Annotated in this window: 18 protein-coding genes; 7 read left to right on the top strand and 11 right to left on the bottom strand. The window is 66.8% G+C overall.

All coding sequences use genetic code 11. The features are described from left to right. Positions 1 to 4: 4 nt before the first annotated feature. The 3 genes from folP to ftsH all read right to left on the bottom strand — a co-directional run bounded on the left by folP (position 5) and on the right by ftsH (position 4,084). Positions 5 to 832 carry a dihydropteroate synthase gene (folP, locus tag ACQPXH_RS03105; RefSeq protein ID WP_433603281.1) on the bottom strand — a complete coding sequence of 276 codons (828 nt, stop codon included), beginning with the start codon at positions 830 to 832 and terminating at the stop codon, positions 5 to 7. 80 nt (positions 833 to 912) lie between these two features. Further along, the gene (folE, locus tag ACQPXH_RS03100; RefSeq protein ID WP_433603280.1) at positions 913 to 1,503 is read right to left on the bottom strand and encodes a GTP cyclohydrolase I FolE; all 591 of its coding nucleotides are present in this window, start codon (positions 1,501 to 1,503) and stop codon (positions 913 to 915) included. 199 nt (positions 1,504 to 1,702) lie between these two features. Beyond that, positions 1,703 to 4,084: an ATP-dependent zinc metalloprotease FtsH gene (ftsH, locus tag ACQPXH_RS03095; RefSeq protein WP_433600816.1), complete on the bottom strand. Its 2,382-nt coding sequence runs from the start codon at positions 4,082 to 4,084 to the stop codon at positions 1,703 to 1,705. Between the two features lie 356 nt (positions 4,085 to 4,440). On the opposite strand from ftsH, the gene ACQPXH_RS03090 reads away from it, so the two are divergent. Next, positions 4,441 to 5,388 (top strand): hypothetical protein, encoded by a 948-nt coding sequence (locus ACQPXH_RS03090; protein ID WP_433600815.1) that lies wholly within the window; start codon positions 4,441 to 4,443, stop codon positions 5,386 to 5,388. Here ACQPXH_RS03090 and ACQPXH_RS03085 read toward each other — a convergent pair. Further along, a complete protein-coding gene (locus tag ACQPXH_RS03085; RefSeq protein ID WP_433600814.1) occupies positions 5,368 to 6,201 on the bottom strand; it encodes a DUF1266 domain-containing protein in 834 nt (277 codons plus the stop codon). The genes ACQPXH_RS03090 and ACQPXH_RS03085 overlap by 21 nt on opposite strands. Before the next feature lie 109 nt (positions 6,202 to 6,310). Between ACQPXH_RS03085 and ACQPXH_RS03080 the strand changes: the two genes are divergently transcribed. Beyond that, complete coding sequence (locus ACQPXH_RS03080; RefSeq protein ID WP_433600813.1) at positions 6,311 to 6,562, top strand: DUF2277 domain-containing protein; 252 nt, start codon at positions 6,311 to 6,313, stop codon at positions 6,560 to 6,562. A gap of 11 nt (positions 6,563 to 6,573) precedes the next feature. Here ACQPXH_RS03080 and ACQPXH_RS03075 read toward each other — a convergent pair whose 3' ends face one another. After that, on the bottom strand, positions 6,574 to 6,726 hold the full coding sequence (locus ACQPXH_RS03075) for a helix-turn-helix domain-containing protein (RefSeq protein WP_433600812.1): 153 nt from the start codon (positions 6,724 to 6,726) through the stop codon (positions 6,574 to 6,576). 741 nt (positions 6,727 to 7,467) lie between these two features. On the opposite strand from ACQPXH_RS03075, the gene ACQPXH_RS03070 reads away from it, so the two are divergent. Continuing rightward, positions 7,468 to 8,358, top strand: coding sequence for a LysR family transcriptional regulator (locus tag ACQPXH_RS03070; RefSeq protein WP_433600811.1), 891 nt, complete (start codon positions 7,468 to 7,470; stop codon positions 8,356 to 8,358). Positions 8,359 to 8,940: 582 nt separating this feature from the next. Here ACQPXH_RS03070 and ACQPXH_RS03065 read toward each other — a convergent pair. After that, on the bottom strand, positions 8,941 to 10,314 hold the full coding sequence (locus ACQPXH_RS03065; RefSeq protein ID WP_433603279.1) for an amidase: 1,374 nt from the start codon (positions 10,312 to 10,314) through the stop codon (positions 8,941 to 8,943). 800 nt (positions 10,315 to 11,114) lie between these two features. On the opposite strand from ACQPXH_RS03065, the gene ACQPXH_RS03060 reads away from it, so the two are divergent. The 3 genes from ACQPXH_RS03060 to ACQPXH_RS03050 are packed head-to-tail and all read left to right on the top strand — an operon-like array spanning position 11,115 to position 16,701. Further along, positions 11,115 to 13,745, top strand: coding sequence for a protein kinase domain-containing protein (locus ACQPXH_RS03060; protein WP_433600810.1), 2,631 nt, complete (start codon positions 11,115 to 11,117; stop codon positions 13,743 to 13,745). After that, entirely contained in the window at positions 13,742 to 15,982 is a 2,241-nt protein-coding gene (locus ACQPXH_RS03055; protein ID WP_433600809.1) for a protein kinase domain-containing protein, read from the top strand. Before ACQPXH_RS03060 ends, ACQPXH_RS03055 begins: the two co-directional genes overlap by 4 nt. Beyond that, positions 15,979 to 16,701, top strand: coding sequence for a cyclase family protein (locus ACQPXH_RS03050; protein WP_433600808.1), 723 nt, complete (start codon positions 15,979 to 15,981; stop codon positions 16,699 to 16,701). The genes ACQPXH_RS03055 and ACQPXH_RS03050 overlap by 4 nt, the downstream gene beginning before the upstream one ends. Positions 16,702 to 16,771: 70 nt before the next feature. On the opposite strand, the gene hpt is transcribed toward ACQPXH_RS03050, so the two are convergent. From hpt to ACQPXH_RS03030, 4 genes are all read right to left on the bottom strand, one after another. Continuing rightward, the gene (gene hpt, locus ACQPXH_RS03045) at positions 16,772 to 17,329 is read right to left on the bottom strand and encodes a hypoxanthine phosphoribosyltransferase (protein ID WP_063042806.1); all 558 of its coding nucleotides are present in this window, start codon (positions 17,327 to 17,329) and stop codon (positions 16,772 to 16,774) included. Positions 17,330 to 17,449: 120 nt separating this feature from the next. Then, positions 17,450 to 18,475 carry a tRNA lysidine(34) synthetase TilS gene (tilS, locus tag ACQPXH_RS03040; protein ID WP_433600807.1) on the bottom strand — a complete coding sequence of 342 codons (1,026 nt, stop codon included), beginning with the start codon at positions 18,473 to 18,475 and terminating at the stop codon, positions 17,450 to 17,452. Positions 18,476 to 18,543: 68 nt separating this feature from the next. Next, positions 18,544 to 19,668, bottom strand: a complete 1,125-nt coding sequence (locus tag ACQPXH_RS03035) for a zinc-dependent metalloprotease (RefSeq protein ID WP_433600806.1) — start codon at positions 19,666 to 19,668, stop codon at positions 18,544 to 18,546. A 13-nt stretch (positions 19,669 to 19,681) separates the two neighbouring features. Next, positions 19,682 to 21,121, bottom strand: coding sequence for a D-alanyl-D-alanine carboxypeptidase/D-alanyl-D-alanine-endopeptidase (locus ACQPXH_RS03030; protein ID WP_433603278.1), 1,440 nt, complete (start codon positions 21,119 to 21,121; stop codon positions 19,682 to 19,684). Between the two features lie 203 nt (positions 21,122 to 21,324). Here ACQPXH_RS03030 and ACQPXH_RS03025 point away from each other — a divergent pair, with 203 nt between their 5' ends. After that, positions 21,325 to 21,816 carry an inorganic diphosphatase gene (locus ACQPXH_RS03025; protein WP_433600805.1) on the top strand — a complete coding sequence of 164 codons (492 nt, stop codon included), beginning with the start codon at positions 21,325 to 21,327 and terminating at the stop codon, positions 21,814 to 21,816. Positions 21,817 to 21,937: 121 nt separating this feature from the next. Here ACQPXH_RS03025 and ACQPXH_RS03020 read toward each other — a convergent pair whose 3' ends face one another. Next, positions 21,938 to 22,156: a hypothetical protein gene (locus tag ACQPXH_RS03020; protein WP_433600804.1), complete on the bottom strand. Its 219-nt coding sequence runs from the start codon at positions 22,154 to 22,156 to the stop codon at positions 21,938 to 21,940. Positions 22,157 to 22,401 lie beyond the last annotated feature (245 nt).

Here is a 22,401-nt window from a genome sequence, read left to right as displayed (position 1 = left end):
GCGGTCATAGATCGGCTCCTCGGGTGCTGTTTCGGGCGGCACGCAGCCAGGCGTCGGTCACGGCAATAGCATCCAGCGAGGCGCGCACATCGTGGACGCGGACACCCCAGGCGCCGTGCAGGGCGGCCAGCGCCGACACCGTCGCGGTGGCGGTCTCCCGGCCGTCGGGCGGGCGCGGCCCCTCGGCATCGGCGAGCAGGGCGCCGAGGAATCGTTTACGGGAGGCGCCGATGAGAATCGGTAGCCCGTGACCGACCAGTTCGGGCAGTGCCCCGAGCAGCGCCCAATTGTGTTCGGCATTCTTGGCGAAACCGAGGCCGGGATCGAGTACCAGCCGGGACCGATCCACACCGGCCGCTATGGCCAGGTCCACCTGTGCGGTCAACTCGGCGAGCACCTCGGCGACCACATCGTCGTAGTGGTCGGCCGGACCGGTGTGCCGATAGTCCGCGTCCGCCCGCCAGTGCATGAGGATCCACGGAACCTCCGCTGCCGCAACGACTTTCACCATATCCGGATCGGCGCGGCCACCGGAGACATCGTTGACGACCGAAACTCCGGCCGCGATCGCCGCCTCGGCGACACCGGCCCGCATGGTGTCCACACTGGTCGGCACACCGGCAACTACCAAGCCGCGAATGACCGGAACCACCCGCGCGACCTCGGTTTCCGGGTCGATCCGCACCGCACCGGGCCGGGTCGACTCGCCACCGATATCGATGATGTCGGCGCCCGCCTCGTACAGTTCGATGCCGTGTGCGATGGCCAGGCTCGGATCGAGGTAGCGGCCGCCATCGGAGAACGAATCGCTGGTGACGTTCACGACGCCCATCACCACGCAGGATCGGCTATCGCGCGGCGCGACTCTGCTCCGGAGGAGATCGGGGGCATGGGTCGACACCGCGCGGTGCCTCACTTCCGCAGGATCAGATCGAGGGCCTCGGCTCGCGAGGCGGCGTTGGACTGCAACAGACCGCGCACAGCGGAGGTGGTGGTGCTTGCGCCGGGCTTGCGGATACCGCGCATGGCCATGCACAGGTGCTCGGCCTCGATCACGACGATGGCGCCGCGCGGATCCAGCTTGCGCATGACGGCATCTGCGACCTGGCTGGTCAGCCGCTCCTGCACCTGCGGACGCTTGGCGTACAGATCGACCAGCCTGGCCAGTTTGGACAGCCCGGTCACCCGGCCGTGCAGGCCCGGAATGTAGCCGACGTGCGCGACGCCGTGGAACGACACCAGATGGTGCTCACAGGTCGAATACAGCGGAATATCGCGAACCAGCACCAGTTCCTGGTGCCCCTCGTCGAAGGTGGTGTTCAGCACCGCATCCGGCTCGGTGAAGAGCCCGGCGAACATCTCCCGATAGGCGCGGGCGACCCGCGCGGGCGTATCGATCAGGCCGGGCCGGTCCGGATTCTCGCCGACCGCGATCAGCAATTCTCGGATCGCGGCCTCGGCTCGGGGCTGATCGAACGGGCTGCCGGTCTCCAGTGCGATCAGATCCGGCTCCGCCGGGCCCGCACCGTTGTACTTGACTGGTTCGTCGAATTCGTCGAAAGCCTTGGCATTGGCAACGGCACCGCCGCTCACATGCCCGGGCCCACCGACGTGATTGTTGGCCGACAATCGAGGACACCTCCAAAATCTCGGGCGCGAGCAATCTCCCCGCACCCAGATGGTCGAGCCTAATCGGCACGCATCAGCGCCGACCGTTCGGTCCATCCCAATCGTGGTTCTCGCCCTCGTTATTCCCGGTGCCGTTGGCGGGCTCGTCATATCCGTCGTTGCCGCTGCCCGGCTGACCCCATGGCTGCTGCGGCTGCGGGTAGCCGTGCCGCGGCTGCGGCGCACCCTGCCAGCCGCCGTAGCCCGGCTGACCCGACTGCTGCTGCGGCTCGTCGCGGGGCGGCCAGCCCGGGGCGGACCACCCGGCCGGAGCACCGTAATCCGGCCGCGAGCCGTGCGTAGCGCCTTGTCGCGGATATGCCGGGGAGGGGGCCTGCGGCAAGGGGTAGCCGGACGCGGGCTGCTGGGGGTGACCGCCGCCGTAGCGCGGTTCCTGATAGCCACCGTCCGGATAGCCATTGGCCGCCGCGGCTTCGCGCTGTGGCAGCTTCGGCAGGCCCGGCGCCTGCGGGGGCCACGGCTCGCCGCGTTCGGCGGCCAGTTCACCCGGGGTCTTCACCGGTGGCTTATCCGACGGCACACGATCGCCGAAATCGTTGAACGCGGTGATGCGCGGACGCTTCTCCACCGCGGCGAGGATCTCCTCCAGATCCTTGCGGTGCAAGGTCTCCCGCTCCAGCAACGCCGTGGCGAGCACATCGAGCACATCACGGTATTCGTTGAGGATGGCCCACGCCTCGGTGTGCGCGGCTTCGATGAGGTTGCGCACCTCCTCGTCGATGGCACCGGCAACCTCGTGCGAGTAATCCGAACCCATGCCCATCGAACGTCCGAGGAACGGGTCGCCCTGCTCTTGGCCGTAGCGCACCGCGCCAAGCCGCGCGCTCATGCCGTATTCGGTGACCATCGCGCGCGCGATCTTGGTGGCCTGGTCGATATCCGAGGACGCCCCGGTGGTCGGCTCGTGGAACACCAGTTCCTCGGCCGCGCGGCCGCCCATCGCCATGACCAGGCGGGCGATCATCTCCGAGCGGGTCATCAGGCCCTTGTCGTCCTCGGGCACCGTCATGGCGTGACCGCCGGTGCGGCCGCGGGCCAGGATGGTGACCTTGTAGACCGGCTCGATATCCGGCATCGCCCAGGCGGCCAGGGTGTGGCCGCCCTCGTGGTAGGCGGTGATCTTCTTCTCGTGCTCGCTGATGATGCGGCTCTTGCGGCGCGGACCACCGATGACCCGGTCCACCGATTCCTCTAGCTGCTCGCCGCTGATCACCGCGCCGTTCTCACGTGCGGTGAGCAGGGCGGCCTCGTTGACGACATTGGCCAGATCCGCGCCGGACATGCCGACGGTGCGCTTGGCCAGACCGTCGAGATCGGCCTCGGGCGAAATCGGCTTGCCCTGCGAATGCACCCGCAGGATGGCGCGCCGTCCGGCCAGATCCGGATTGCTGACCGGGATCTGCCGGTCGAAGCGGCCCGGCCGTAGCAGCGCTGGATCGAGGATGTCGGGGCGGTTGGTCGCGGCGATCAGGATGATGCCGGTGCGATCGCCGAAGCCGTCCATCTCGACGAGCAACTGGTTCAGGGTCTGCTCGCGCTCGTCGTGGCCGCCGCCGAGGCCGGCGCCGCGCTGGCGGCCGACCGCGTCGATCTCGTCGACGAAGATGATGCACGGGCTGTTCTGCTTGGCCTGTTCGAATAGGTCGCGCACGCGGGAGGCGCCGACGCCGACGAACATTTCGACGAAGTCCGAACCGGAGATGGTGAAGAACGGCACCCCGGCCTCGCCCGCGACGGCGCGCGCCAGCAGGGTCTTACCGGTACCGGGCGGGCCGTAGAGCAGCACGCCCTTCGGGATCTTCGCGCCCAGTGCCTGGTAGCGGACCGGGTTCTGCAGGAAGTCCTTGATTTCGTAGAGCTCTTCGACGGCCTCGTCGGCGCCGGCCACATCCGCGAAGGTGGTCTTGGGCATGTCCTTGGACAGCTGTTTGGCCTTGGACTTGCCGAAGCCCATCATGCCGCCGCGACCACCGCCCTGCATGCGCGACATCACAAAGATGAACAGGCCCAACAAGATCACCATCGGCAGCACGAACAGCAGGATCTGGGTGAACCAGCTGTCCTGCTTCACCACGGTGTTGAACGGTGCGCCGGACTTCTGCACGGTGTCGAAGACCTGGTTGGAGGTCTCACTGCCGCCCGGATACTTGGCAATGATCTTCTTGGAGCCGGAAGTCGCGTCGTTCCCGTTGTTCAGCTCGATGCGCAGCTGCTGCTCGCGATCGTCGATCTGTACGTTCTTGACGTTGCTCTTGTCGTTCAGCTGACTCAACGCCACCGAGGTATCGACGCTCTTCCAGCCGCGCGTGTCGTTGCCGAAATAGCTGAACGCATAGATCACGAGCAAAATGCCCGAGACTATGGCCAGGGTGCGAAACACAGTCTTGCGGTTCATAGAGCTTAGGCCGGGCGGCCAGTCCTTTCCGGGTGTCTCCGGTGCATGCCTAGCGTGGCGTCGGGCGCGTCCCGTCCGGTGGTTCGGATGCGGACATGCCACGTTACCGCGTACGGTCTAGTCGATACATCGCGCAGTTCGGCAGCTGGTGTGGTTCGACAGGTAAACGGTCGGGGAACGTCCGTGGTTCCCGAAGTCTCCGGTCGGGTTACGCCAAGTGGTCACAATCATGTCATGTTCGGCCTATCGTGAGCGACGACACATAGCCGCGGTGCGAGCGACGGGCCCGAAAGCGGTAGCTTGCGTAACCACGTAGGGCCCCGGAAGCACCGCGAATCAAACAGAGCGCAGGGGGTATGGACATAGTTGAGCTACGGACACCCACAGCGATACTGCGGCACGGCCGTGGACGACTGATCGTGCTACGCCCGGGCAGCGATGGCGAGCGCGTCCTCGACGTGCCGGTCACCGATCTGCTCAAGGTTCGCCTGAACCGCCGTGCCGACGATGCCGTCGTCATCGAGATCTATCTGCGTTATCCGACGCCCGTGCTCACCGGCGTGCCCGCCGACCGCACCCCGCTACCGGTATTGATAGCTGAACACGATTTCCCAGCGGCTGCCGAGATCGTCGAGCGCATCAACGGTCAGATCCTGGCCAGCCAGCGCATCGATGTGGCCGCACCCGATCTACAGCCGCCCGCCCCGCAGTGGGGTAAGAGCGGGCCGACCAGAGCCGATGTCGATCGAGCCGTGCGGCGGATGGCCCCCAAACGCGAAGCCAAGGCGGCGATCGCCGCTCTGCATCGCTACGTCACCATCGACGAATACGTGCTGGAGACCGCCATCGTCATGGCACATCCGCCCGCAGGCACCGGTCCCGGCCTGCTGGCCGCGACCACCGGACGGCTGCTGTTCATTTCCATCGGCCCCGGCGACAGGTACGCCCACGAGCTACCCATTCCGGTCGTCATGTGGGCGCGCACCACCGACGGCGCCGTGACGACACCCGGTGAGATCGGCTCGGCGCGCGGGGAGACCGGAATCGATGTGCACGACGGAAACGTCACGTTGCATTTCACCGGCACCGATCGGGCCGATACCGAGCGCGTCACCTGCGCGGTGAATTTCGCCGTCCGGCGCGATTCGGCCGACAGTGCGGCCGGTCCGGCCGATCCTGGCGTCGCCCAGTTGTATTCCGAATGGGAATTGCTGGTGGAGCGGCATTCCCTCGGCATGGTCGATGACGGACAGTTCCAGCGCTACGGCCGCGGGATTCTGCGCTCACTCCCCGACGGGAACTGATTGCAGCGTGATCCGCCGCCACGGGCTGGTCGGACGCAACCACAGGCGCAGCAGTTCCATGCGCCGATCGACGCCGCCGTTCTTGAGTTCGGCCAGATCCTCACAGGCCTGCCAGTAGGTCCAGCCGGTCAGGTAGGCATCGCCGAATTGGCGCCAATTCTGGTATTTGCGCTGAGCCAGCGGCAGTGCCCGCATCAGATAATCCCAGGCCACCTCGGTGTCGAGATAGCCCGCGGTAAAGGCCATTCGGGCCACCGCGACCACCCGGGCCAGATCCCAGGCATGGATATCGCTCGGCAGCGGACGGGCCAGATGATCGGTGAAACCGATTTTGATCGCCTGCGACCAGATGTCGTAATCGCGGACCAGCGCCTCCGGATTGTCCATCCCCCGGAACGAGCCCACCTGCCGCAGGAAGGCGCGGTGCCGATCGGCCCGCTCACCGAACCGGTCGCGTTCACTGGCATTGATCGATGCCATCACCAGCGGATGCACCATCGCGTACAGCGGCGCGTGCATACCTTCGAGCAGCTGCTCCATGGAGGCCCGCGCCTCGGTGCCGTCGGTGATGCCCCATGCGCCGGTGAGCGTATCGATGGCGAGTTCACGCCGGTCACCGAGCGGATGGTCGCGCTCGGGACCGAGTAGCAGCGCGTCGTGGAAGGCATCCCAGCGCGCCGAATAGAAGCCGCCGAGTGCGAGCGCACGCAGCTCGTCATCCGATACCGCCGCGCCGGACCAGTGGTCCTCTTCCCGCTTGTCGAGCTCGTCGTAGGGGAATGTTGTCAAGGTGGGTACACCGCGGGCAGGCATACCTTCGATTGTTCCCCATCGATCTTGGATGGACCTGTGTAATCGCTCGGCTTCGTCGGATCTGTTTCTTGGCCTGCCTCAGCCCGACATTGGGCAGTAGTGTGCTCCCATGAGTAGCAACATCACCCTCCTTCGTGGCCTGGATCCTGCGCCTACCGAGCAGGAAATCTATGCTGCCGCACTGCAGTACGTGCGCACGGTCGGTGGCGTGTCCGGACTGAGCACCACCACCAAGGCAGCCGTCGACAAGGCGGTGAACGCCATTGCGGTGGCGACCACGCAATTGCTCGCGGATTTGCCGGATGTGCGGGTCGCACCGGTCACCGAACCGCCACTACGCCAGGTCGCGGAGGCGGAATAGTTCGTAGCGTTTCAAGGTAGGGCGTCTGCGCCGTAGGTGGCGACGCAGGTCAGTGCGATCTCCCGCGGCAGACTGCGCGCTTCGATCGGATGGCCGAGTTGTTCCTCGATCCGCTGGATCCGATAGCGGACCGTGTTCTTGTGCACCCGAAGGTTCTTGTGCACACCGAGTAATTCGCCGTGGCCTCTGGGCTGCGATGGCTTTTCAGATATGGGTGCAGTGTTTCGCGCTGTCGTGTGGCATTGACATCACGGCCCGCCAGCGCGCGTAATTCGCGCCCGATCAGACCGCGCACGGCCGCGTCGTCGGCGCCCGCCAGATAGGCGATCTCCACCTCGCGATATGCGGTGACCCGCGCTCGATGGCCGATGGACTGGCCGGGGCGCTGGGGTCGAGCAATGCCTTCCTCGGCGATGTGGACGTGGCCGAGCGCAAGGCCTACGAGGTTCGGGCACGCAGCCTCTGAGCGGTCGACGACGGCGCCGTGGTCGGGTTATCGACCGCGGCGCCGTCGCACGTTCGAACGCCCCACTCGGCTTGCCGTCCCCGGACGCTCGAACGAGACTGCAAAACGCAATTGTGACTAACATCACTTCACCTACCCGTAAAAGCATCACTCTCGTTGCGGCCCGGTTTCCCGACAGTGACCGGCCACACTTCAGCACCTCCCAGGCGCGGTCCGCAGACCCACTCTTCGCCGCATCGTTGCTGGTCATATGCCCAACTAACTTGCGCGCGGCAGCACGGGTCGCGAGTGCTGGAGATTCGCGGAGTCGATGATGCAAATGACCATGACAAGCCATATGCTGTGTCTAACAAACCTGCCGACTGTTTCGGCTGCCATATCCAGACTTTCCGGCCTCAATAGGCTGGAAATTCAGGACCGATTCTGATAGCAAGGGGCTATGGACCCGCATTTGCGCGACCTGCGGTATTTCGTCGCCGTCGCTGAGGAACTGCACTTCACCAACGCCGCTCAGCGGCTGCATATCGCTCAACCCACCCTGTCGCGTCAGATTCGTCAGCTGGAACGTCAGCTCGACGTGGTCCTGTTCGACCGCAACCAGCGCAGCGTCGCGCTGACCGTCGCGGGTAAGGAGCTGCTCGAAGGCGCCCGCAAGATCCTGGAGCTGTGGGAGGTCACCAACGTCTCCCTACAGGAGGCGGGTGAGGTGCTGCGCGTCGGCATCCAATCCGCGCTCGGCCGCGGGCTGCTCAACGATCTGGAGAGCGCGAGCGGGCACCGCTTGGCGCTGCACGCCGCCTCCTGGACCGACCCGTCCAGCGGTCTGGCCGGTCGACAGGCCGACCTCGCGCTTGTCTGGCTTCCGCTACCCGATCCGAACCGATACCGCTGGCAGGTGCTGCGCACCGAGCCGCGCTGGGTGCTGCTGCCGGAGAACCATCCGCTGGCCGAGAACGACACCATCGACTTCGCCGACCTGTTGGACGAACCGTTCATCGCACTGCCCACCGAGGCCGGTGCGGTGCGCGACTTCTGGCTCGGCAACGATGCCCGCAACGGCCGTCAGCCCAAGATCGGCGCCGAGGCGGCGACCCCCGAGGACAAGCTGGAGGCCGTGAGCCTCGGCCTCGGTGTCTGCTTACTGGCCGAGAACAATGTGCCGATGTACCGCTGGCCGGGTCTGACCGCCCGACCGCTCGCCGGACTCACCCCGTGCGAACTGGCGGTGGCCTGGCGCGCCGACGACAATCGGCCCACCATTCTCGAATTCGCCGCACGCGCGGTGGACGGCGGTTTCGCAGTGCAGCATCAGCCCGCGATCGCCGGTTAGTCGCTCGCCCTTCAAGCCTCTATCAGCCCCAACGGACCGAGATGCTTACGAGCGACCCGTTCGCGGCCTGTCTCGCGTCCGAGCCGTCGAAGCGATGCGCCCCAGGCGCGAGCCTCGACCACCCGACGCGCGCATCCGGTGCCGAACGATCCGTCGTCAGTGACGACCACGGAGCGGAGCTGTCTTACGAGCGACCCGTTCGCGGCCTGTCTCGCGTCCGAGCCGTCGAAGCGATGCGACCCAGGCGCGAGTCTCGCACCCGACGCGCGCATCCGGTGCCGAACGATCCGTCGTCACCAACCACCACGGAGCGAGTCCTACGAGCGACCGTTCGCGGCCCGTCTCGCGTCCGAGCCGTCGAAGCGATGCGACGAGGTCGGGAGTCTCGACCATCCGAGGCGCGCATCCGGTGCCGAACGATCCCCCATCACCAACCACCACGGAGCGAGTCTTACGAGCGACCCGTTCGCGGCCCGTCTCGCGTCCGAGCCGTCGAAGCGATGCGACGAAGTCGCGAGTCTCGACGGCTCGGACGCGAGACACCAGGGGGCCGCGAACCCGCCGCGCCGAAGGCGCGGCAAATCAAACACAGTCCACCGTTCGCTTCCAGGGGTGGATCGACTCGAGTTGAGCCGCGAGGCGCAGCAGGATCGATTCACTGCCGGGCGGTGCCGTGAGTTGGGCGGCGACGGGCGTTTCGGATCTCGGGTGCATTCCCATCGGGATCGACGCGGCGGGCCAGCCGACCAGATTCCACAGCGGTGTGAACGGTGAATACCGAGCGCTGACAACAACATTCGCGAGCCAACCGAGAGTGTGCCAGGCCCTGGCCCGCGGTGGCGGCGCGGCGAGCGTCGGGGTGATCACCACGTGGTAGCGCTCGAAGAAATCCAGCAGTTGCGCCTCGACCCGGTCTACCTGCGCCGGTCGCACCAGCCGCAGCCGCTGGACGAGCCGACCGAGTGCGATGTGGCGGCGGGTGCGCCGCTGCAGACGTTCGGGGCGGATGAGATTCACGGCCTCCCGCGCGCCGAATGCCAACCAGCGCAGGCCGACCGAAACGAGCGATTCGCCGTAGGGCAGTGTCACCGCTTCCACCAGGTGCCCGGCCGCGGCGGCGGCCGAAGCAGCGGTGCGGGCCGCCGCGGTCCAGTGCCGATCGACCCGGAACATCCGGGACGGTGGCGCCACGGCCAGCCCGATGCGTAGTCGGCCCGGCGGCTCCAACTCGGCTAGGTCCGGGCGCGCGGCCAGTACGGACAGCATGAGCGCGGCATCGCCGACTGTCGTTGCGAGCACACCGTTTTCGACCATCCCGGACCAGGAATCGACGCCTACCTCGGCCGGTACGGTATGCCGCCCCGGCTTGATCCCGAACACCCCGCAACAGGCCGCGGGAATGCGCACCGAACCGAGCCCGTCGTTGCCGTGTGCCACCGGCACCAACCCGGCCGCCACGGCCGCGGCCGAACCGCCGGAGGAGCCACCGGAGCTGCGTGCGGAGTTCCACGGGTTCCGGCCGATGCGGCCCTCGCTCTCGGTCGTAGCCCACAGGCCCAGTTCGGGGACCGCGGTCAGCCCGACCACCACCGCGCCCGCGGCCCGCAGCCTGCACACCACCGGATGGTCGGTGGTTGCCGGGCGGGTATCGGTCGCGGTGGAACCGGCGAGGATCGATTCACCCTCGACCGCGATATTGTGTTTTATCGCGACGGGCACCCCCGCCAGCGGCAGCAGATCCAGATCGGAACGCTGTTCCAGCGCGAGTGCCTCGGCCCGTGCCTTAGCGGAGCGAACGACCGTGAACGCATTCGTCTTTCGGTTCTCGGCGGCGATCAGATCCAGGGCGGTATCGACGGTTTCGGTCGGCGTCAGCGAGCCGTCACGCACACTCGCCGCGATTGCCGCCGCCGGACCTCGTGACAGGCCGGTTTCGCGTGGCATGCTGGAATCCATCGAAGCATGTACGGCGTCGGTCCCGCCTACCGCGACCCCACGAGCGGCCTGCACCTCCAGGGCTTCAGCAGCCTCCGGAGCGGTCGGATCCGTCGCTGTCGGATCCGTCGCCGCGACGCCACCCGCCGCGACAGTCACGGTATTCGATTTACAGCGCTGCTCCCGGCTTTTTTGGTGGTCACGCTCCGCAACCGCCTCCGCGCCCGTCACTCGCGCCGCAGGATTGGATTGGCGGCTCTCCCGGGACGCTCCGTGGTCACGCTCCGCAACCGCCTCCGCGCCCGCCGCTCGCGCCGCAGGATTGGATTGGCGGCTCTCCCGGGACGCTCCGTGGTCACGCTCCGCAACCGCCTCCGCGCCCGCCGCTCGCGCCGCGGTATTGGATTGGCGGCACTCCCGGGACGCTCCGTGGTCACGCTCCGCAACCGCCTCCGCGCCCGCCGCTCGCGCCGCGGTATTGGATTGGCGGCACTCCCGGGACGCTCCGTGGTCACGCTCCGCAACCGCCTCCGCGCCCGCCGCTCGCGCCGCGGTATTGGATTGGCGGCACTCCCGGGACGCTCCGTGGTCACGCTCCGCTACCGCCTCCGCGCCCGTCGCTCGTGCCGCAGTGTTGTTCATGTGCTGGTTCTTCCCCGTCGCATCGTTGTCGAAATCGGGTGATCCACTGTTGTGGCGCAAGTTATCATTTCGATTACTGCTCGGGGGACGATGTCGTCGGGTGTGGCGGAAATTCAGCGGCACATCCACCGAACGGCCACTGCGGATACTCGACATCCGCTCAGCAGGTAGGTCCGAAAATGAGTGCTGATTCCGAAAATACGCACCGAACCGATCTCGACACCGAGCCGACCAGAGATTGGGGCGAGTCGCCGTCGCATACCGAGAACGATGTGGTCGAGGCCTTCTCGACCGCATGGGAATCGGCGCGCCGGCCACCGGAGATCGCCGACTTTCTGCCTGATGCCGAATCCCTGCGCCGGGCCGCCCTGATCGAATTGATCCGCGTCGACCTGCGACATCGCTGGATCCGGCTCCCCACCGCGACGGGCGCGGAGGCGGTAGCAGAGCGTGACCACGGAGCGCCCCGGGAGCGCCGCCAATCCAATACCGCGCCGACGCCGCGCAAACGGCTTTTCGACTACTGCGCCGAGTTTCCGGAACTCGAACCGGGCGAGATTCCGGCCGGTTTGGTGTACGAAGAGTTCGTCATCCGCAGACACAGCGGTGAACGTGTCGATCCGAAGGATTATCTGCGGGAATATCCGGAACAAGCGGCGGAATTGCGCGCGCTGCTCAATACCGATGACATCGACCAGAGCACCCGCCGGGCGGCGCTCGAGGATTCGGTGCTGACCGAGTTCGCCAATACCCGCGCCGCGGCCGAACTGAGCCGAACCGTCCAAGCCGATCAAACCGTCGGACTGAACCGAACCCAGCAGTCCGTTCGTAATACTGACGTGACGCGCACGACCGTCGATCCGACCGAGACGGCGACCGCCATTCCGACCACGATCGGAACCGGTCCGGGGAAATTCAACGCCCTCGACCGGATCGAGATCGGTCAGTCCATCGATGATTTCGACCTGCTCACCGGACTCGGCAGCGGCGCCTTCGCCCGAGTGTTCCTGGCCAGGCAGCGATCATTGCAGCGCTTGGTCGCGGTGAAGATCTCCGCCGACCACGGCACCGAGCCGCAGACCCTGGCCCAGCTCGACCACGACTACATCGTGCGCGTCTTCGATCAGCGGCTGCTCGGCTCCGATGACTCGCGCGATCCGGCCATGCGCCGACTGCGACTGCTGTACATGCAGTTCCTGCCCGGCGGCACCCTGCTCGGCGTGCTGCGCTGGGTGCGTGCCACCGCACCGGCCGAACGCAGTGGACAACTCCTGCTCGACGCGGTCGACGCGGCCATGGAGGAGAAGGGCGAAATCCGCCCGACCGATTCCAGCGTCCGCGCCGAGATCGCCGGGCTGAGCTGGCCGGAAACCGTGGCGTGGCTGGGCCGCAGATTGGCCGAGGCGCTGGAATACGCCTCCGCGCACGGCGTACTGCACCGGGATGTGAAACCGGCCAATATCCTGCTCACGGCGGAGGCGGTGCCGAAGCTGGCCGATTTCAATATCAGCTTCAGCCGCAATGTGGCGGGCACCAGTCCGGTGGCATATTTCGGCGGTTCACTGGCGTACATGTCGCCCGAACAATTGGAGGCCTGCCATCCCGGTCGCGAGCGCACGGCCGAGGATCTGGACACCCGCTCCGATATCTACTCCCTCGGCGTGGTGCTGTGGGAATTGCTCACCGGCGCGAAACCGTTCGACGATGCCACCGCGACCGAACAAGGCGACGATACGGCGCTGGAAGGCATGCTCGAACGCCGCACCGCCGGAGTGGACGACATTGCGCTGCAACGTGTTCCGGCGAATTGCCCGGCGGCGCTGCGGCGGGTGCTGCTGACCTGTCTGGAATCGGATCGGACGCGGCGCTGGGCCAATGGCGGGGTGCTGGCCAAGCAGTTCGACCTGTGCATGGACCCGAGAGCCCGAGATCTGGTCGACCCGCCGCCCGGCAGTTGGCGGCTGAAGTTGCGCGCGTGGCGGCTGGTGATCGTGTCGCTGGCCATTGGCATCCCGAATATCCTCGCCTCGGCGTACAACATCCAGCACAACCAGCATCTGATCGTGGACCGGCTGCCCGAGGACGCCGGGCGTACCTTCATGATCATCACCACCGTGGTGAACGGAATCTTCTTCCCACTCGGGGCGGCGCTGATCCTCTATATGTCCCGAAGAATGCTCACGGTGCCGCGCGGGCTGCGCCGCCACCGCCGCTACGATGCCGAGACACTGCGGCTGGCCAGGGCGGATTCCCTGCTGTTCGGCGACCGAGCGGTGTGGGTGGTCTTCTCGCTGTGGGTGCTCGCCGGATTCACCTTCCCGATCGCGCTGCAATTGGCGGCCGGGGACGTGCCCGCCCGTGCGGTGGTGCACTTCCTCACCTCGATCGTGGTGTGCGGTGCGATCGCGATGGCCTACCCGTTCTTCCTGGTCTGCTTCTTCATGGTCCGCTGCATCTATCCGATCTTCCTGCGGCACGGAGAAATCAGTACCGAGGACGCGGTGTGGCTGCGCGGCCTGGATCGCCGCGCCAACGGATATCTGGCGGTCGCGGCCTCGGTGCCGCTGCTCGCGGTGGCGGGCGTGACCTTCCTGCCGCCCGGCGATATTCCGATGGTGATCGCCGCGGTGCGCGTGCTCTGTGTGGGCGGCATCATCGCGTTCATCGGCTCCTACCTGCTCTTCCGGGCACTGGAGGCCGATCTGCGTGCGCTCGAGCGGGTCGTCGCGCCAGCGGATTCCCTTGACCGCGATCATGTTTCGGCGGACCGGGAGCGCGGCAGGCCGGCCGTGCCGGAGCCGCGATCGTGACAGCTGCCGATTTCGCGGATCGAGGCGAGACCGACCCCATAACCAGATTCACCGAAGATTGGCAGCACTGCCTGCGTGGCGAGCGGACCGAACCACCTCCGATCGCGGAGTACGTCCCCGACGGCACCCAGGTGCGGCTGGCGGTACTCACCGATCTGGTTCGCATCGATCTGCGCCACCGCTGGGATCGGGAGGGCCTCGGCAAACGCATCGCCGAGTACCGCAAGGAATTTCCCGAGGTCGAGCGCAGTGCGGAATTGGTCGATCTGCTCTGCGAGGAGTTCCTGGCCCGACGCCGGTACGGCTCGCTGGAACTGGCGGATTTCCTCGCCGAATATCCGGAGCTGGCCCAGGATGTGCGCGCGCGGCTGGCCGTTTACGCCGACGACGACGATACCGCGGCCGATACCGAACGAACCGCCGCACTGGTCGCCGGTCTGGTACCGGGGCATCGGATCGATGACTTCGATCTGCTCACCGATCTGGGCACCGGCACCCTCGGCCGGGTCTTTCTCGCCAGGCAGCGTTCCATGCAACGTCTTGTCGCCGTGCGCCTTTCGGCGGGCCGTGCGGCCGGCGGGCACAGCATGGCGCAACTGGATCATCCGCATCTGGTGCGGGTTTTCGATCAGCGCCTGGTCACTGCCGCGACACCGGAGGCCCCCGCATCGACCCGGCTGGTCTACATGCAGTACCTGCCCGGCGGTACCGCGGCCGGAGTGCTCGCCGAGCGGCGGCGCGGCCCGGAATCCGAGGGCGGCGCCCTGCTGCTGCGCGCCATCGATGCCGCCATGGAGGCCAGGGGCGAGATCCGGCCGTCGGATTCGAGTGTGCGCGCCGAAATCGCCGCACTCAGCTGGCCGGAGACGGTGGCCTGGATCGGCAGACGACTGGCCGACGCGCTCCATTACGCCGAGCAGCACGGCGTAATGCATCGCGATGTCAAACCGGCGAATGTGCTGTTCACCGCGGAGGGTATTCCCAAGTTCGCCGATTTCGCCGCGCGCACGGCGGCACCTCGCACGGCGGCGAATCCGCTGGCCGCCGAACCGGATTCGCTGCCGTACCGCTCCCCCGAACAACTCGCCGAACTCCTCGATCCGGCCGCACCGCCGCCCGGTTCGAGCAGCGATATCTACTCCCTCGGCGCGCTGCTGTGGGAAATGCTCACCGGCGCGATGCCGTTCGACGATCCGCCGATGGCCGCCGATCCGGACGCCCGCGCCGAAACCATCGCGACCATGGTCGCCCTGCGCGAGCGCGGCGTCACCGCGGCGACGCTGGAGCAACTGCCCCCGGATACCCCGAATGCGCTGCGGCGGGTGCTGCTGGAATGTCTGCGGGCCGATCCGCAGCGCCGCTGGCGCAATGGCGCCGAACTGGCCGCGCAACTGGATCTGTGCCTCGACGAGCGCGCCAGGGAACTGGTCGATCCGGCACCGTCCAGCCTGGCGTACCGGTCGCGAGGCTGGCTCATACCGATCCTCACGCTGTGCGTCGGGGTGCCGAATTTCCTCGCCAGCGTCTACAACATCAACTTGAACAACTCACTGATCATCGATCGGATGACGGCGGCAGATCAGGAACGGTTCGCCACGGGCGGCCTGATCACAAATCTCATCGCCTTTCCGATCGCCGGATTGCTGCTGCTTTTCCTCACCCGCCGCCCGCTCACGATCGGATTCCGGCTGGCGCGCGGTCACGAATACTCCCCGCGCACGCTGGCCGCCGCCCGGCGCGACACCCTGCAGATGGGTGACTGGGCGGTCTGGGTGCCGTTCGTGTTCTGGCTGCTCGCCGGGCTGGTGTGGCCTTTGGCGCCGGTCTTCTTCGGGGTCGAGCTACCGCGCGCGACCTTTCTGCATTTCTTCGCAGCACAGGTGGTGTGCGCCGCGATCGCGCTGGCATATCCGTTCTTCCCGATCATGGTTTACGCGGTGCGTTCGATTTATCCACAGCTGCTTGTGCGCGGCGGTATCGGCGCCGAGGACGAGCAGCAGCTGCGCAAACTCGCCAAGCGCGGAAACTTCTATCTGGGCGTCGCCGCATCGGTTCCGCTGCTCGGCGTGGCGAGTGCGACCTTCGTCGACGCCGCCGATCTGGATTTGGTGATCGTTTCGGTGCGGGTGCTCAGCGTGGGTGGCATCCTGGCATTCGTGCTCACCTATCGGTTGTTCCGGATGCTCGAGGCCGATCTGCTGGCCTTGGCACGTGCGATTCCGCAGCGGAAGCGATGACCGGCCCGCGGCCGTTCGGACGGCTGGTCAGCCTTTCCCATGTCCACGATCCGGCGACGGCGCCGCTGTTTCCCGGTGATCCCGAATTCCGGACCGATATTGTCGCGACGGTCGCGAACGACGGTTATTACCTGCGCTGTATCCAGCAGGGCGAGCACACCGGAACCCATTGGGGCGCACCGATCCACTTCCATGCCGACGGACTGGCCGCCGACGAATTGGATCTCGACGATCTCTTGTTGCCCGCGGTGAAAATCGATGTGCGGGACCAATGTGCGAACGATCGGGATTACGCGATCGACATCGCTGATGTGCGGGAATGGGAGGGTCGGCACGGGCGGATACCCGACGGGTCGGCGTTGGTGGCCTGGACCGGGTGGGACGAGAAATGGGGGACGCCGGAATTCATCGGAACCGGTGAAAGTGCCGATCACCAACCGGGATTCGCGGCCGAGACGGTCAAATGGCTATTGCGGACCGGGCGGCTGGGGCGGCGTGGCGCGCTCGGTATCGATACGTTCGGACCCGATCTGGGGACCGACGACACCTATGAGGTGTCGAAGCTGCTGTATCGCGAACATCGGATCAGCTTGGAATGTCTGGCGAATCTCGCCGAACTACCCGTCACCGGTGCCTGGGTATTGGTCGGCGGTGCGCTCTACAGCGGCGGGTCCGGTTCGCCCGCAACGATATTCGCGGTTATGCCTGCGCCTCGCTAGCGCTCGGCTCCGGCATAACCGCTGGGCGGCTGCGTTTTCTGTTCACTCACTGCGTTCGCTCATGCCGTGATTACGCGCCGCCGTAGACCTTCGGGTCGAGGGTGCCGATATACGGCAGGTCGCGGTAGCGCTCCGCATAGTCGAGGCCGTAGCCGACGACGAACTCGTTCGGAATATCGAAGCCGACGTGCGCGACTTCCACGTGGGTGCGTAGCGCGTCCGGCTTGCGCAGCAGCGTGACGACCTCGAGCGAGGCCGGATTGCGGGTGGACAGATTGCGCTTGAGCCAGGACAGCGTGAGACCGGAGTCGATGATGTCCTCGACGATCAGCACATTGCGGCCCGCGATGTCCTTGTCCAGGTCCTTCATGATGCGCACGACACCGGAGGACGAGGTGGACGAGCCATAGGAGGAGACGGCCATGAATTCCATCTGGGTGGGAATCGGCAGCGCCTTCGCGAGATCGGTCATGAAGAAGATGGCGCCCTTGAGCACGCCGACCAGCAACAGATCCCCCTCGGGGGCGTCGGCCGGATAGCGCTTGGCGATCAGCTCGGCCAACTCCTGGGTCTTGGCCGCGATCTGTTCCTCGGTGATCAGCACCGACGCGATATCGCCCTCGTACACGTCAGTTGGTTTCCCTTCCGGTGTTGTATCTGCGGCAGTCCCGGGGCCTTCGTGGTCACGCGCTTCGCTACGCCTCCGGGCCCGTCGCTCGCGCCGCGGGGTGCCTCCCCGGCCGATCCATTATGTGTCACCGGATCCTTGCAGACGCAAAGTCAGCCTGCCATGTTCGCGCGCCGCGACCAACCTGCGTCCCGGCTGCCCGCCGCCCACCGCGACGCCGCCCTGCCCGCGCCACGCGGTAATCAATTCGTCAACCGCCTGTAAATGCTTGTTGGTCAGGGCTTTAGCGCCACCAGCCAGCAACCATGCACGGATTGCGCGTCGGCGCAAGGCCGCGGGGGCAGTGGCGAGGGTCTCGATCGAGAGAGTCGGCCCATTACTCGCCGGACCGGTACTCGCGGCCCGCAACAACTCGTCGGCCAGTTCATCCAATACGGCACCGTCATCACGCAACTGCTCAGCCGTCCGCGCCAACGCCCCGGCGACCCCACCTCCGAGCACCTCCTCCAGCAGCGGCAGAACCTCATTCCGCAACCGCACCCTGGTGAACTCCGCCGCCGAATTGTGCGGATCCTCGAACGGCGTCAGTCCGATATCGACACACAACTGCCTGGTCACCGCCCGGCGGACCGCCAATAGCGGCCGCCCCCACGGATCAACGTATGCCGCCATCCCCTGAATCGACCGCCCACCCGATCCCCGCCCCAACCCCAGCAACACGGTCTCGGCCTGATCATCGAGCGTGTGCCCGAGCAGCACCGGCAACCCACCCCGCGCCCCGTCGAGCGCCGCATACCGAGCCGCCCGCGCCGCCGCCTCCAATCCCCCGTCCGCACCGACCTCGACCGTCAGCACATGTGCCGACCGACACCCCAGCGCCAACGCCGCGGCCGCCGCCTCAGCCGCTACCTTTTCCGATCCCGCCTGCAACTGATGATCCACGACCAGTGCGTCGACCTGTGCCGCCTCCACCACCGCAGCCGCCGTCAACGCCAGCGAATCCGCACCACCGGACAACGCGACGGCCACATCACCCGTCTCGAAATCGGCCAGCCACCCCCGCACCGCCCGCCGCACTTCGAGCACCGCCTCGGTCTCGGGCAGCCGCCGCGAATTCCCGGGCATCGCTCCCGCCCTCCGGCTCATATCCGGAGACTATCGATGATCAGTGCCCGCGATTCGCTCGGGAAGCTGAGCGATGAAGCCTTCGCCGATCATGAGACGCCCCCGAGGACGCGCGCCACCCAGCGTTCAGGAGCCTCGATTTCCGTTGCGAGCGGAAGGGTTTCGGAGTTGGTCCAGACGGTGTTGAACTGGGCCATGCCGACTTGGGCCACCACCGCGTCGACGAATTTCTTACCGCGGACGTATTGAGCGACCTTGGCGTCCACGCCGAGCAGGGCGCGCAGGAGGCGTTGGAGGGGGTTGGTGGGGCGTTTGCGGCGCTTGTCGAAGGCGGCGCGGATTTGTTCGACGGTGGGGATGACGGCAGGGCCGACGGCATCCATGACGTGGTCGGCGTGGCCTTCCAGGAGGGTGCCGAGCATCAGCAGGCGGTCCAGGGCTTCGCGCTGCGGCGGGGCCTGGGTCGCGCGGAGCAGGCCGACCACACCGCGTGAATTCGGGTCTGCCGGCCCGGTGCCGCGGCGACGGTCGCGCACCTCTTCGACGAGGCGACCGAGCATATCGGCGAGCGGTTCTTCGCCGACTTCGCCGAGGGTGTCGACATTGGCGCGCATGTAATCGGCCAGCCATGGCGCGGAGGAGAACTGCACCCGGTGGGTCACCTCGTGCAGGCAGACCCAGAAGCGGAAGTCGGTCGGCGAGACGCCGAGTGCACGCTCGACGGCCATGATGTTCGGCGCGACGAGCAGCAGCGTCCCATCGGGTCCGGTGAACGGGTCGTACTGGCCGAGGATCGCGGTCGACAGGAAGGCCAGCATCGCGCCGGCCTGCACACCGGCGGGTTTGCCTGCGAGCAGGCCCTGGTCCGACGCCTGCCCGGTGCCGGTCAACTGGGCCATCGAATCGGCGGCCGCATTGATCCAGCCGGGTCGGTCCACGACCAGGGCCGAGGGCACCGGCTGGTCGTCGAGCAGACCGGTCACCTCACGAACCGGCCCCTCCGCCCGCACCGATGCCTCGGACAGCTCGCTCACTACTTGCTCGGCCGAATACCGCGAGGTCCGCGGGCCGGACGGCACCAGCGCGGCGCCGGTGCGCGCGGCAAGACGCCAATCGACGGCACCGGAAAATCCGGAGCGTCTGCGCTCGGCCGGATCGTCCGCACCCGAATTCACGGCGGGCGCGGCGCCCGATTTTTCAGTGCCTTCGAACATGGTCAACCACCCGTCACGAGCATCCACAGTTACGCAGCGTGCCGGCGATGGCGTCCAATGCGGGCCGGCTCAGCTCCGGTGGCCGATCGTTCGACATCAATGCGAAGGTCAGTACCCGCCCGTCGCTGTCCAGCACATACCCGACCAACGTGCTCGCCACCGAGAGAGTTCCGGTCTTGGCCCGCACCCAGCCCGCGCCGCCCCGGTTCTGCGTGACATAACGGCTGCTCAGCGACCCCGTCGCACCCGCAATGGGCAGATCGTCGAGCAGCGGCGCCAGGGTGGTCGCTATGCGGTCGGTCTCCGGCCTGGCCTTGGTATTGCTCGGTTGCGCGGCATTGGCCCCGCTCGGCTTCGCGGCGGTCGAGATGATCTTGTCGAGCAGCCGGGGAGGCACCCGGTCCTCGGTCGACAGGCCGCTGCTATCGCGCATCGAAAGTCCGTTGAGATCGAATCCGCCCTTGCCGAGCGCGGTTTCGAGGGCGGCGACAGCCCCGGTGAACGATGCCTCGTTACCGGACGCAACCGCGATCTCGCGGCCGATGGCCTCGGCGAGCACATTGTCGGAATGGACCATGGTGTCGCGCAGGCGGTCCCGCAGCGGCGCGGATTGCACGCTCGCCACCTCGGTCGCATCGGCGGCGGCGTTGCCGATCCGCACCTTGGCGGGATCGAGTCCGAGTTCGGTGGCCAGACGCTGTCCGGTGGCCAGGGCCGGAGTCGGGGTGCGCGGCGAATACTCCACCAGCGGGTCGAGACGGCCGCCGTCGAGCATCACCGGATCCATCGGTGCGATGGAACCCTCGCCGATATCGACCGGATCCCAGCCGGGGGCCATGGGCGGGCCGGAATACGCGGAGGTGTCGACCACGATGGTGTCGACGGGATGGCCGGAATCTTTGATCTGCGACACCAGATCCGACAGCCGCGGCCCGTTCGGGTAATACCCTTTGCCGTCGGGCTGCGCGGTCAGTGTCGGATCGCCACCACCGACGAGCACGAGTTCATTGGGCGCGGATCCGGTGACGACACGGGTAGTCACCCGATGATCCGCGGGCAGGGTGAGCAGGGCGGCCGCGGTGGTGAGGACCTTGGCGGTGGACGACGGAATCATCGGCTTATCGGATTCGCCGCTCCACAGCACTGTCGCGGAGTCGGCATCGGTGACCTCACCGGCGAACGCACCGAGGTCCGGATTGGCGACCACCTGCGCGAGCGCGGCGGCGACACCGGACGGAGTCGGCGCGGGCGCATTCGAGGGCGCGGGCGTGACTCGCGGAACCGGTTTGATCGGTTCGGGCGGCGCGGCGATGGTGAGCCCGCCGTGTCGGAATTCCTCGGTCCACGGCTTGACCGCGATCACCACGCCCGCCCCGGCACCGAGCAGCAAGGCCAGCGTGAACGCGACGCCGATCCAGATATTGCGGCGTCGCTTGGTGGCCAAGCTACCGATATTCCTATTGCTGCCACCCACCACGTGCCCGCCGTCTCTCCGTCTCGTACCGCCCGACCGTCGCACCGTCGCCGGGTCCACCCACCTACCGCACCCGAGTGCCCGCGGACCACACTATCCTCGTTCCGGCACCGTTCCCCCCGAACACCTGTCGAGTCGGCGTTCCGACGACAGTCACCCAGAAGCATCAGTAAGGAGATGGCGTGGAGTTCGACGTCACCATCGAGATCCCCAAGGGTTCTCGGAACAAGTACGAGGTCGATCACGAGACCGGTCGGGTCCGGCTCGACCGCTTCCTCTACACGTCCATGGTCTACCCGGCCGACTACGGCTACATCGAGAACACCCTCGGCGAGGACGGCGACCCGCTGGACGCGCTGGTCCTGCTGCCGGAGCCGGTGTTTCCGGGCTGCCTGATCGAGGTGCGTCCGGTCGCGATGTACAAGATGGTCGACGAGAAGGGCGGCGACGACAAGGTCCTGTGCGTGCCCGCGGGCGACCAGCGCTGGGATCACATCCAGGACCTGGCCGATGTGCCGGAGTTCGAACTGGCCGCGATCAAGCACTTCTTCGAGCGCTACAAGGATCTGGAGCCGGGCAAGTTCGTCAAGGGCTCGGAGTGGGTCGGCCGCGCCGAGGCCGAGGCCGAGGTGGAGGCCTCGATCAAGCGGCTGCAGGAGAACGGCGGCCACTGAGTCTTGCTGGGCTGGCGGATGATTCGCCTGCCCACAACGAAAGCGGGAAGTCCGGTGCGTTCGGACTTCCCGCTTTTGATCATTGTGTCGTGCCGCCGATTTCGACTATCGGCGGATCGACTCAGTAGTAGATGTAGAGATCCCAACCGCTGTAGGTTTCGACGCACTCGTAGTAGTAGCCGCCGGTGGTGGGGGAGGCGCCGTCCGCCGCACATGCGGCGGAAGTGGCGTAGGTGCCGTAGTAGTAGGCCGGGGCCGCGGACGCGGTTGCTGCCGTCGACACCCCGGCGACGGCGGCGGTGGCGAGAAGACCGGCCGCGATGAAGGACTTGATTCGCATTTCACTGCTCCTGAAAGCGAGGTTGATTGATTACCTCGCTTACGTTAGGGAGGATTCGCGCCCTGAACAGCCAACCCTAGGGCTCGAAGAATCCCCCCTTGGGCGATGCCACCTTCCCCACCCTGCGTCCGTTCGACGGTGTGCCCGAAGGATTTTCGGCGAACCCATCATTCGGCGATCAATTCGGCACCGGTATCGGAATGCCAGCCGGGGTGGCACGATCGACCCGCGCGCCCCTCGACAGC

Source organism: Nocardia sp. CA-135953 (genome assembly GCF_050955735.1).
Classification (GTDB): Bacteria; Actinomycetota; Actinomycetes; order Mycobacteriales; family Mycobacteriaceae; genus Nocardia.
The sequence above is the reverse complement of the archived record's forward strand: the minus strand, read 5'-3'. Positions and strand labels throughout refer to the sequence as shown.

What these genes read in the sequence shown, in the direction of transcription:
- folP (WP_433603281.1), bottom strand. Translation starts at nt 832, where the DNA reads ATGGGCGTCGTGAACGTCACCAGCGATTCGTTCTCCGATGGCGGCCGC.
- ftsH (WP_433600816.1), bottom strand. Translation starts at nt 4,084, where the DNA reads ATGAACCGCAAGACTGTGTTTCGCACCCTGGCCATAGTCTCGGGCATT.
- ACQPXH_RS03090 (WP_433600815.1), top strand. Translation starts at nt 4,441, where the DNA reads ATGGACATAGTTGAGCTACGGACACCCACAGCGATACTGCGGCACGGC.
- ACQPXH_RS03085 (WP_433600814.1), bottom strand. Translation starts at nt 6,201, where the DNA reads ATGCCTGCCCGCGGTGTACCCACCTTGACAACATTCCCCTACGACGAG.
- ACQPXH_RS03080 (WP_433600813.1), top strand. Translation starts at nt 6,311, where the DNA reads ATGAGTAGCAACATCACCCTCCTTCGTGGCCTGGATCCTGCGCCTACC.
- ACQPXH_RS03070 (WP_433600811.1), top strand. Translation starts at nt 7,468, where the DNA reads ATGGACCCGCATTTGCGCGACCTGCGGTATTTCGTCGCCGTCGCTGAG.
- ACQPXH_RS03065 (WP_433603279.1), bottom strand. Translation starts at nt 10,314, where the DNA reads ATGGATTCCAGCATGCCACGCGAAACCGGCCTGTCACGAGGTCCGGCG.
- ACQPXH_RS03060 (WP_433600810.1), top strand. Translation starts at nt 11,115, where the DNA reads ATGAGTGCTGATTCCGAAAATACGCACCGAACCGATCTCGACACCGAG.
- ACQPXH_RS03050 (WP_433600808.1), top strand. Translation starts at nt 15,979, where the DNA reads ATGACCGGCCCGCGGCCGTTCGGACGGCTGGTCAGCCTTTCCCATGTC.
- tilS (WP_433600807.1), bottom strand. Translation starts at nt 18,475, where the DNA reads ATGAGCCGGAGGGCGGGAGCGATGCCCGGGAATTCGCGGCGGCTGCCC.
- ACQPXH_RS03035 (WP_433600806.1), bottom strand. Translation starts at nt 19,668, where the DNA reads ATGTTCGAAGGCACTGAAAAATCGGGCGCCGCGCCCGCCGTGAATTCG.
- ACQPXH_RS03020 (WP_433600804.1), bottom strand. Translation starts at nt 22,156, where the DNA reads ATGCGAATCAAGTCCTTCATCGCGGCCGGTCTTCTCGCCACCGCCGCC.